8 protein-coding genes are annotated in these 11,804 nt (G+C 37.7%); 2 read left to right on the plus strand and 6 right to left on the minus strand.

From position 1 onward, the window contains the following. Window positions 1-387 precede the first annotated feature (387 nt). The 3 genes from ACIP9W_RS19750 to chrA form a co-directional block, all read right to left on the minus strand. Window positions 388-2,127, minus strand: coding sequence for an ABC transporter ATP-binding protein (locus ACIP9W_RS19750; protein WP_400792834.1), 1,740 nt, complete (start codon window positions 2,125-2,127; stop codon window positions 388-390). After that, window positions 2,124-3,866 (minus strand): ABC transporter ATP-binding protein, encoded by a 1,743-nt coding sequence (locus ACIP9W_RS19755; RefSeq protein WP_400792835.1) that lies wholly within the window; start codon window positions 3,864-3,866, stop codon window positions 2,124-2,126. Before ACIP9W_RS19755 ends, ACIP9W_RS19750 begins: the two co-directional genes overlap by 4 nt. A 391-nt stretch (window positions 3,867-4,257) precedes the next feature. Then, window positions 4,258-5,415 (minus strand): chromate efflux transporter, encoded by a 1,158-nt coding sequence (gene chrA / locus ACIP9W_RS19760; RefSeq protein ID WP_400792836.1) that lies wholly within the window; start codon window positions 5,413-5,415, stop codon window positions 4,258-4,260. A gap of 238 nt (window positions 5,416-5,653) precedes the next feature. Here chrA and ACIP9W_RS19765 point away from each other — a divergent pair, with 238 nt between their 5' ends. Together ACIP9W_RS19765 and ACIP9W_RS19770 are read left to right on the plus strand one after the other, a co-directional pair. Beyond that, window positions 5,654-6,973, plus strand: a complete 1,320-nt coding sequence (locus tag ACIP9W_RS19765; RefSeq protein WP_400792837.1) for a hemolysin family protein — start codon at window positions 5,654-5,656, stop codon at window positions 6,971-6,973. 81 nt (window positions 6,974-7,054) lie between these two features. Continuing rightward, on the plus strand, window positions 7,055-7,930 hold the full coding sequence (locus ACIP9W_RS19770; RefSeq protein ID WP_400792838.1) for a cation diffusion facilitator family transporter: 876 nt from the start codon (window positions 7,055-7,057) through the stop codon (window positions 7,928-7,930). Between the two features lie 98 nt (window positions 7,931-8,028). Here ACIP9W_RS19770 and ACIP9W_RS19775 read toward each other — a convergent pair whose 3' ends face one another. From ACIP9W_RS19775 to ACIP9W_RS19785, 3 genes are all read right to left on the minus strand, one after another. Beyond that, entirely contained in the window at window positions 8,029-8,676 is a 648-nt protein-coding gene (locus ACIP9W_RS19775) for a response regulator transcription factor (protein ID WP_282242029.1), read from the minus strand. A gap of 11 nt (window positions 8,677-8,687) precedes the next feature. Continuing rightward, window positions 8,688-9,803 carry a GAF domain-containing sensor histidine kinase gene (locus ACIP9W_RS19780; RefSeq protein ID WP_400792840.1) on the minus strand — a complete coding sequence of 372 codons (1,116 nt, stop codon included), beginning with the start codon at window positions 9,801-9,803 and terminating at the stop codon, window positions 8,688-8,690. A gap of 267 nt (window positions 9,804-10,070) precedes the next feature. Continuing rightward, window positions 10,071-11,801 carry a phospho-sugar mutase gene (locus ACIP9W_RS19785; RefSeq protein ID WP_400792841.1) on the minus strand — a complete coding sequence of 577 codons (1,731 nt, stop codon included), beginning with the start codon at window positions 11,799-11,801 and terminating at the stop codon, window positions 10,071-10,073. Window positions 11,802-11,804: the final 3 nt, after the last annotated feature.

An 11,804-nucleotide genomic window follows, 5' to 3' on the forward strand; every position in this document is an offset into this window, starting at 1 on the left:
GTCCAACTATTGGATGGGTTCGTCCAGTTTCGGGGAGAGATTGTCCAACCTTGCAATGATTGTCCAGTTTTCGAGAGAGATTGTCCAGTGTTTGAAGGTAATTGTCCAACTTTTTAAGGAGATTGTCCAACTAGTTGAGAAGATTGTCCACCTTTGAAGCGAGATTGTCCAATCTTGCAATGATTGTCCAGTTTTCGCGCGGGATTGTCCAACATTTGGAGAAGATCGTCCAACTTCGAAGGGAGATTGTCCAACTATTTAAAAAGATCGACCAATTTACAATCTGGCTGCTGTAATGGCTCATCGCCCATCCAGCGCACTTCCCCACTCACCAACAAGCATTAGCTTTACATACAACCAATAAAAAAGGGAATATCCCCACACGCATTATGCGTATGAGGATACTCCAGCTTGTAGTTTATACATTTGCTCATAGCGTCCCTGTAGTTCCAGTAATTCTTCATGTGTACCACTTTCGACTATTTCCCCGCGGTCTAATACTAAAATACGATCTGCATTTTTAATAGTAGATAGTCGGTGCGCAATGATAAAAGTCGTTCTTCCTTTTTTCAATACATCCATTGCATGTTGGATGATTTCTTCTGTTTCCGTGTCAATATTAGAGGTTGCTTCATCCAGAATGAGAATAGCTGGGTCGAATGCAAGTGCTCTAGCAAAAGAGACGAGCTGCCTTTGACCAGAGGATAATGTGCTCCCCTTCTCAATAACTGGTTCATCCAAACCTTTTTCCAAGTTTTTTAACACTCGTTCTCCACCGACTGCCGCTAATGACGCTTCTACTTTCTCTCGCGAAATTTTTGGATCGTTTAAGCTCACATTCGATGCAATCGTTCCGGAAAACAAATAGGGATCCTGCAAAACAATTCCCATATGCTCGCGAATCGTTTGTCTTGGTAAGGTGGTAATATCGATTCCATCAATAAGAATTTTCCCTTTGGAAGAATCATAAAAACGGAACAATAAATTCATAATAGAGCTTTTACCAGAGCCTGTATGCCCTACAAGTGCCACCGTTTCTCCTTTATTCGCGATAAAGTTCAAGTTTTTCAACACATACTCTTGCTCCTTGTATGCGAATGAAACATTTTGAAACTCTACATTTCCTTCGTATCGCTCCATCTTTTTATCGGCTACTTTTTCACCTGACTCATCAAGTAATGCAAAGACACGAGAACCCGCTACTAATGATCTTTCCAATTGCGAAAACTGGTTCACGATCCCTGTAATTGGGTTGAATAATCTAGTCGTATAATCGACAAACGCATACAGCATCCCAGCTGACACGATTGTACCTGGTTCCATTGATTGTAAGCCAAAATAAGTAATAAACACAATAAACATAACGGAACGCAAAACGCTTACTAAGTTAAACGAAGTTGCGGAATCTAGTATTAATAATTTCCTCTGATAGCGATAATGCTCTTCATTCATTTCTTCAAATTCTCGGTCCATTTGTTCTTCCCGTTTAAATGCTTGAATAATGGACATCCCTTGAATCGATTCATTGAGCATTGCATTCAAATCCGCAATTTTCGTCCGAACGATATGATTATATTTAGAGGCATATTTTCGATAACTAATCATCCAAATATAAATGATCGGTAGAACAAATAAAGCCATCAAAGCCATTCGTACATTTAGTATGAAAAGCGCGACGTAGACCCCTAAAATGGAAATAATACTCGTTGCGAATTGTGATAATACTTGCACATATAAATTACGAATTGCCTCTGTGTCATTAGTAACACGAGCTACTACTTTACCAGCAGGCAAATTGTCAAAGTACTGAATCGGTAGCGTCTGGATATGTTGAAATACATCGTTTCGTAGTTTTTGTACAACTCGATTCGCTCCTACTTGTAGCTGTATAAACATGAAATATCGAAAAACTGCCGTAACAACACTTAACCCAAAAAACAATCCTAGCAACAGTAGAATCGGTTGAAATTCAATGGCACCTTCTACAATATGTTCGTCGATGATTGTTTTGGCGATGAAAGGGCCCGACAAATCGGCAAACACCGCAATGGTTAAAAAGATTAAACCAAGCAAAATTGGCTTTTTATAAAATAATGCGTAATGGTAGAGTCGTTTTCCTGTACTCATGACGACACCCCCTCAAGCTGTTGACGATCGTATTGCTCTTTGTACCAACCATTTTGTAAAAGAAGCTCTTCATGAGTACCCTCTTCTACTATCAGTCCTTCATCTAGCACGATAATATGGTCTGCATGCTGAATACCGGATAATCGATGCGTCGTAATAATTGTTGTCTTCCCACTACGTTCTGTTTGAATATTTTCAATGATTTTCGCTTCTGTTTTCGCGTCTACCGCTGATAGCGAATCATCTAACAATAGGATTTCAGGATTTTTAATAAGCGCGCGAGCAATCGACACACGCTGCTTTTGGCCACCTGATAAGGAAACTCCCTTTTCTCCTACTAATGTTTCTAGACCCATCGGTAAATTCATCAAATCTTGCTGGAAATGGGCTAACCGAATTGCATCTTCTAGCTCTTCTTCCGTTGCATCCTCTTTCCCAAAAAGGATGTTCTGACGAATCGTACGTGAAAATAACACATGGTCCTGTGGAACATAGCCAATCCACTCTAATACTTGGGCTTTAGTTTGTTCTGAAATTGTCGTTTCTCCAATCGTTAAAGCTCCCGTACCAATCGGATATTCCTTCAATAATTGCTTCATAAAAGTCGTTTTCCCAGAACCTGTTTTCCCTACGATTCCAAGCGTTTGCCCTTTTTTCAGCTTCACTTGGATATTTTGCAGGTTTTTCACTTGGGATAAGGGATATTGGAATCCAACTTGTTCAAAACCAACGGAGCTTGCATTTTTTAATGCGATTGGATTTGTCGGATCTTTTACATCTTGTTCATAATCCAACGTTTCCTGTACACGATCTAAAGAAGCATTCCCGCGTTGCATGACATTTATCAGTTCACCGATTGCGAACATCGGCCAGATTGCCATACCTAAATACACGTTAAAAGTGATCAAATTTCCAACTGTCATCTCGCCTCTAGATACTAAGTACGCACCATATCCTAAAGCAACTACATAACTTATGCCCGTACCTACTTTCGTAATCGGTCCAAAAAGTGCATCAATTCGCTCTACTACCATATTTTTTTGGTAGACGTCTTCACTCATATCAGCAAACGTTTTTTCATCCGCACGCTCTTGCACATATGCACGAATAACGCGAACACCAGCGATTGATTCTAAAACGCGGTCGTTTAACTCACCAAATGCATCTTGGGCAGTCATATATTTTTCATGAATGATTTTTCCTAAATATTGCATAATAAGTGCCAAAACCGGTATAGGTAAAAGTGCGAAGAATGTGAGCTTCCAAGAAATGATGAAACCCATTGCGAGTATTAAAGCCGCCATATACATCGTCGAATCAATTAGTGTCATAATGCCAAATCCTGCTGTTTGGGACACTGCATTTAAATCATTAGTTGCACGAGCCATTAAATCACCCGTACGATTTTTTTCATAAAAAGTTGGTGTCATACTTAAAAATTTGCGATTTAACTTAGTACGTAAAATTCGCTCAATCGAGATTGAACCTCCGAATAACTGATATTGCCATATAAAATTTAGTGCATAAGCAACAATAATTATTGCGATAAATATGAAAAAGTATTGCCATAATTGACTGGACGTCATTTCACCCAAAGTAATGGTATCAATTGCATTCCCAACTACCCAAGGAGGTAAAATTTCTATAACACTCGCAACTATAAGCAGTCCTACCGCAACCGTATATCGCTTCCAGTTATCTTGGAAAAACCATTTTAATTTAAATAAAACAGAAAACATTCATTAACCCCTCTTTTCTCTTCAAATCCACTTACATATTCGGCTATCCGCCTTCTAGAGATTCCTTTAATAAAATTTGTTTTGTTCGTTGAATATTCATATCCAACACTCCTCCACATAATTTTTCACCAAAAAATGGAAATCATTAAACGCAAAAAAGCACATTGCCCACAATACGGCAATGTGCTTTAAAAATAGACATATTTCTTTTCTTACATGTCTATTAATAAATCATTTTTCGTCTAATGGTCGGTATGAATAAATTATTAAGTTTTTTACGCTATCTTTTAAACGAATCATTTTTCATACCTCCATTTCCTTTTATTTAGTGTCCCTTAACATTAGCATACAGAAAATTCCGTTGTCAATACATTTTGAAAAAAGAAATTTATTAGATTAATTGTACAGCTGCACCTAATAACGCACTTATTAATACTACTTTAAAAGGCGCCCATTTATACACGACTAATAACATAAAACTAATTAATACAATAATAAAATCAAACGTGCTTGTTACCGCATTTGTAAAAACGGGATCATATAACGCAGCTAGAAGAATTCCCACTACAGCTGCATTAACTCCTTTTAAGGCGGCCTGAATTCCCTTTTGCGACCTGATAAAAGACCAAAATGGCAAAGTACCGATTACCAATAAAAACGAAGGTAAAAACATCGCAATGACTGCTATAACAGCTCCTGGATTCCCAGCAGTCACTTGTCCTAAATAGCCTGCGATTGTAAACAGAGGTCCCGGCACTGCTTGCGCTGCTCCATATCCTGCAAGAAATATATCTGGAGCTACCTCCGCTTCTCTTTCAAGCATCGGTAAAACGACATGTCCCCCGCCAAACACAATAGACCCAACTCGATAATACGTATCAAAAATAGAATAATATACTGATTGAAAAAAAGGTTTAACAACAGGTAATAAAATCAATAGTCCAAAAAATAAAATCCAACTTATAATCCCTGTCTTTTTACCAAAAGTAAGTGCCATATTAGAAGCTGGTAGCACGGTTTCTTCTTTGTAATATATGTAGCCAAACAGACCGGCGGCAACAATGATGCTAATTTGACCAATAGCGGTTGGAATAAGCAAAGTTAAAATAGCACATACTACGGCAATAGAAATACGTACTTTGTCAGGAGCAAGTGACTTTTGCATACCAAGAAGCGCTTGTGCCACAACTGCAACTGCAACAATTTTAAGCCCTTGAATCCAGCCACTATCAAATGAATCAGCAGTTGTAACGTAAGCTGCAAAAAGCATTAATATAATGACTGATGGCAAAGTGAAGCCTATCCAAGAAAGGAGACCTCCTAGTATACCTCCTCTTAACAAACCTATCGATATTCCAACTTGGGAAGATGCGGGACCAGGTAAAAACTGGCATAGCGCTACGATATCGGCATACATTTTATCATCCAGCCATTTTCTCTTTTCCACATACTCTTCTCGAAAGTAACCAATATGTGCGGCCGGTCCTCCAAAGGAAGTAAAACCTAGTTTAATAGAAGCCTTTATAATTTCAACATATGTATCTTTCAATTGTCATCCTCCCATCTATACAGCTACTATTATCACATTTTTAGGACTATACAATTGATAAGTTTATGTTAAGTTTCTATAGAAATTTGTTCCATGTGAGAAGAAAGATTTGTATTTTCTTTTTATATATTTTATTATTAAACGTATAAACTATTTTTTAGAAAACAGGAGGTGTATACTTTGTTCTACCCCTCATTCGGGTTAGGGACAAAGTAATTATTTGGAGATAGCCATACGATTGACAGCATTTGCTGTCTTAATCGCATTCACTGCATTTTTCGTTGCTAGTGAATTTGCAATTGTAAAAGTAAGAACGACAAGAATTGATCAGCTTATTGCTGAAGGAAACACAAGGGCGATAAATGCAAAAAAAGTCGTTTCTAATTTGGATGAGTATTTATCTGCATGTCAGCTCGGAATAACCATTACCGCTCTAGGTTTGGGATGGCTTGGAGAGCCGACAATCGAAGCTATACTGCATCCTGCATTTGAGTATTTTGAGCTTCCGGAGAGTGTTACCTCCGTACTTTCATTTATCATTGCATTTTCTCTAGTAACATTTATACATGTAGTTGTTGGGGAACTAACACCTAAAACAATGGCAATTCAAAAGTCGGAACAAATTACATTAGCAGTTGCAAAACCGCTAATTATTTTTGACCGTCTAATGTATCCGGTTATTCACGGTATGAATGGGTCTGCACGATTTTTAGCTACCCGAGTGTTTGGTTTAAAAGCCGTATCCGAATCGGAAGTAGCCCATTCAGAGGAAGAACTTCGTATGATTCTCTCTGACAGTTATAAAGGTGGAGAGATCAACCAAGCAGAATATAAATATGTAAACAAGATTTTCGAATTTGATGATCGTATTGCCAAAGAAATTATGGTTCCGCGAACAGAAATTATTTCGATTGAAAAAGATTTAACGCTACATGAAGTATTTGAGCTAATTGGTGTGGAACAATATACGAGATATCCTGTAACAGATGGTGACAAAGACCATATTATAGGACTTGTTAATATGAAAAACTTATTAACAGCTTATATTAAAGATCCTGCAAATGCATCTACTCCGGTAATTGACTATATGCAGCCAATTATTCGAGTGATTGAAAATATGCCGATAGCTGATTTATTGCTTAAAATCCAAAGAGAACGTATTCATATGGCCATTCTAATGGATGAATACGGTGGTACTTCAGGTCTTGTTACAATTGAAGACATTATCGAAGAAATCGTCGGTGACATACGTGATGAATTCGACACAGATGAGCTTCCAGAAGTTCAAAAGATTGACGAAAATCATTTTATCATCGATGCAAAAATGTTAATCGAAAATGTCAATGATCTCCTTGGTATCAATATCGATGAAGAAGATATCGATACTATTGGTGGCTGGTTTATGACAAAGAGCTTTGAAGCCGTTAAAGGTGAAAAGATTATCGAACAAGGATATGATTTCATGGTAAAAGATATTGATGGGCATCACATTCAATACTTGGAAATCATTAAAGCCACTCCATTAAATGATTTAGATGAAATAACAGAAGAACAGTAAAAAATGATACAGTTATGTGAAACGACTCTCAAATTGAGAGTCGTTTTCATATGCAATAAAATGTTGAAAAGAGGAAACACTTTGGAGCTATATACAAATTTACGTGAAGGGGAAAGAGGAGCTTGGGTAAGTATTGGTATTTATTTACTATTAAGTACTTTTAAACTTAGTGCGGGTTTTCTCGGCTCGTCTGAAGCATTAAAAGCAGACGGGTTAAACAACTTCACAGATATTATTGCATCTATTGCCATCCTAATAGGACTTCGAATTTCACAAAAACCACCAGATGATCATCATCAGTACGGACATTTACGTGCAGAAACTATTGCATCTTTAATTGCTGCTTTCATAATGGCGTCGATTGGAATTCAAGTAATTATTCAAGCGATTCAACATATAACAAATCCAGTACAACAAACTCCCTCCATATTAACCGCAATTGTTGGGCTTATTAGTGCACTCGCCATGTATATCGTGTACAAGTACAACTTAAAATTAGGTACTCGAATAAATAGTGCAGCTTTAAAAGCTGCTGCATATGATAATCGTTCAGATGCATTAGTTAGTATAGGTGCAACAATCGGTATATTAGGATCCATTTTTGGTTTCCCTATGTTAGATGGTATTACTGCATTGATTGTTGGGATTATTATTATTTATACAGCTTATACAATTTTTCATGAGGCTGCCTATACATTATCGGATGGATTCAATGTGGAAGAAGCTGAATCATTGTCTACTGTCGTAAAACGCGTGCAAGGGGTAGAAACGCTAAAGGATTTTAAAGCTAGGATGCATGGCAATTTAATGTTCGTTGATATAACCGTTACAGTAAATCCCAATCTTAACGTAATTGAAAGTCATCGAATCACAGAAGAAATAGAACAACGTATTATGAAGTTAAAGCCTTTTTCCGTAGCGCTTGTGCATATTGAGCCGCATTTAGCAGATGAATAAGTTATTGGTTGGCCGTTTTTTGTTAAAAGTTCAATTGACCGCATATTTTCAGATTCAAAAAGGAAGTTCGCAATGATTTTGCGAACTTCCTTTTTACTTTATTGCCCACTTGGTTCTGTGAGTCCGTGTTTGACTGCATATAGCGCAGCCTGGGTTCGATCTTGCACTTGTAGCTTAACAAATATATTCGATATATGCGTTTTCACCGTTTTTTCTGTTACAAATAAGGATGATGCTATTTCACGATTGCTTTTTCCTTTTGTTAGCTCAGCCAACACATCCTGCTCTCTTGGAGTTAAAGGATGCTCTTCATGCGGGGAAAGTGGTGTGACTTCCACTTCTTTTTGAAGCTGAGAAGTGGCCTCTGGGTGCAATGTATTTTCTCCACGCATTAATTTGCGAATAGCTTCTGCCAAATCATCGGGCTCTATATCTTTTAGTTGGTACCCTGCAGCTCCTGCTTTTAGTGCTGGGATAACGTGGTCTCTATCAGAAAAACTTGTAAGCATGAGAATTTGAATTTGTGGGTATTTTGCTTTAATACGTTTTGTTGCTTGAATACCATCCATTTCTGGCATTACAAGATCCATTAATACAATATCAGGCTTTAAAGTTGCAGTCAAGTCCACCGCTTCTTTTCCATTCGAGGCCTCTCCCACTATGTCCATATCTTTTTGCGTTTTTAAAAAGAACATTAACCCTCTTCTAACTACATGATGGTCATCGGCGATTAATACTCGTATCATTTCTATCCCCCCTAATACGGTAAACGGACTAATATCTCCGTTCCTTTATCCCATTCTGTTACCCAATCTACTGTTCCACTAACGGAATATGCCCTATCTTTCATACTTTGTAATCCTAGCGATCTAAGGCTGTTTAATTCATTCATATGAAATCCACGTCCTTCATCTTTTATGACTAACAATACATCTGTAGTAGTAATGGTTAAATACAGTTCTGCTTGTAAAACACCTGAATGCTTTCGTACATTATTCATTGCTTCTTGTGCGATTCGGAACAAAGTCTCTTCAATTTTAGCTGGTAAATTTATAACTCCTTTAACATTCACATTAAGCGTTAACCCTAGTATATCTCCATACCCTTTTAATCCTTCTATTATTCCATTTTCTAAGCCTTTCGGGCGGAGCTGCCATATAAGTGCTCGCATTTCCGTTAAAGCTTCTTGCGTTAAATATTGAATCTCTTTAAATGTGTCTTTAACATCTTGCTGCTCCGTCATTTCTATACCGCCTCTAGCAGTTAAGGTAACTGAAAATAGTAATTGATTGACAGAGTCATGTAAATCGCGGGCAAGTCGATTTCTTTCCTGTACAAGTGCAACTTGCTGCTCCTGTTTTGTTAATAAAATTCGCTTAATCGCAGATCCAATTTGAAAAGCAACAGACTCTAATAACGCAAGTTCTCCTTCTGAAAAACGAATCGTGTTTGGTGTTGCCACATTTAGAAGTCCAAATCTCTCTTGTCCAGATTGCAAAGGAACCGTTGCATGATGTGTGATATTACTATAATCTTTACTGCTACTCCTTCTGGAATGGACAATTCTTTTACATTCGATAATATTAGAAGCCTTGTCTAACTCGCTATTTAGAAATCTTGTAACACACCAACACCCACCTTTTTGCAGGTGTTTACAGTCATTTTGTTGCAATGCATTTGGCAGATTTTCATGCGCGATTAGTTCTTGCTTACCTTTTTCGTTGATAAAAAATATCCAACCGGTCTCGAATAGCGTCCCTTCTAATAACTTACGAAGCGCACCTTGAAGCATTTTCTCCATTTCTGTTTCTTCGTTTAGAAATTCTGCAATTTCTTTTAATAATTCAATATTTGAGAGTTCATTTAACTGCATGTAAACTCCTCCACCTTATGTTCTCTTACTTTCCATCATATCACTTATTCGAACCGCACAGTATCTACATAGCTTCATACTTTTGACTGAAAAACTTAACTCTTTGTATCAAAAGCAAGTAAAAACCAGCCCCTTCGCATATGAAAGGGCTGGTTTTTAAGATGGATATATATTAGTGCTATCTAATTAACACGTATGAAAGTTTTTAGTACTATATTTTCAAGTAAGTCTTCGCTAATCACATAACGAATCAATGCTTACATGGGATCATTGCAATCCATCCTCTAAATATTTATTCATTTCAGCTGAGAATGCTTCTTTTAGAAGTGCAAGCTTTTCCATACTTTCTGCTTCTGTCCCACTAGTCACACCGAAATAATATTTTATCTTCGGCTCTGTTCCACTTGGTCGAACACAAACCCACGAGCCATCTACAAGAAAGTATTTTAGTACGTTCGATTTTGGTAATACAATCTGCTCCGCTTTCCGACCATCAACAAATGTTCGAAGGGACGTCGCATAGTCTTCTTGAGAAGAAATAGCAATACCTGCAACTTCTGTTAGTTGATTGACACGAACTTGTTCAAGTAAGTTTTTTATCGCATTCGCTCCACTTACTCCTTTTTTCGTAACAGAAACAAGTCCTTCTAAATAATAACCATGTCGCTCATATAACGCATATAGAACGTCTACTAGTGTCATGCCTTTCTCTTTATAAAAAGCAGCAGCTTCTACGATTGCTAACACACTTTGTATCGCATCTTTATCCCGCGCAAAGCTTTTCACTAAATAACCATAGCTCTCTTCATAGCCGAACAGAAACTCGTACTCTTTCGTTTCTTCATATTTTTTAATCTTTTCTCCGATAAATTTAAATCCTGTTAACACATCTTCCGTGCTTGCACCATGATACTCTGCAATCACTCGTCCAAGATCAGATGTCACAATCGTTTTAAACACACGGCCATTTGCGGGCATCGTTCCTTTTTCTTTTCGCTGTGTTAATAAATACTCGATTAAAATGGCGCCAGTCTGATTGCCAGTTAACAGTTTGTATCCTCCTGCTGTTTTCACCGCTAGTCCAACACGGTCTCCATCAGGGTCTGCTGCCACTAAAATGTCTGCATCATATTTTTCTCCATATTGTATTGCGAATTCAAAAGCGCTTTGTTCCTCTGGATTTGGTGATTTCACCGTTGGAAACTCACCATTTGGTTCCATTTGTTCTTCTACATAATGGATATTTTTATATCCTACTTCGCTTAAGATTTGTTTCACTGTTTTACCAGACGCACCATGTAGTGGAGTGAAAACTACTGTTAAATCGGTAGTTGATGCGATTGCTGGATTTTCTTGCACGGTTTTTAATTCCTCTATATAAGCCTGATCGATTTCTTCATCTAAATAGGTAACTAAGCGATCATCAAATGCTTGGTGAGTTATTTGAAGTGCATCACCAGCGTCGGAAACGTAACGAATAACAGCATCGGCATCTTCTAAATTTAACTGCGCACCGTCTTCTCCATATACTTTGTAACCATTATATTCAGGAGGATTATGACTTGCCGTAATAACAATCCCCATAAATGCATTTAGCTTTCGCACGGAATAAGACAGCTGCGGTGTTGTTCTAGGCTCGTTGTACAAATAAGCTTGAATCCCATTAGAAGCTAGTGTATTCGCTGCCTCGTTTGCGAATTCGGGAGAAAATCTACGACTATCATAAGCAATGACGACACCGCGTTTCATAGCATCGGCTCCGGCGTTTTTTATATACGCCGCAAGACCTGTAGTTGCTTTACGAATCGTATAAGTATTCATACGATTCGTACCAGCTCCTATTTCTCCTCTCATTCCACCTGTTCCAAATTCTAAATCCCGATAAAAAGCATCTTCTGCACGCTTTTCATCTTTTGCTAATTGATCTAGGTCTTCTTTCCAAACAGATTCTAACTCAGCAAAACGATTCCATTGCTCAAATAATTGTTTATAAGACATTCG

The sequence above is a fragment of the Psychrobacillus sp. NPDC093180 genome, assembly GCF_044754065.1.
In the GTDB taxonomy this organism is placed as follows: Bacteria; Bacillota; Bacilli; order Bacillales_A; family Planococcaceae; genus Psychrobacillus.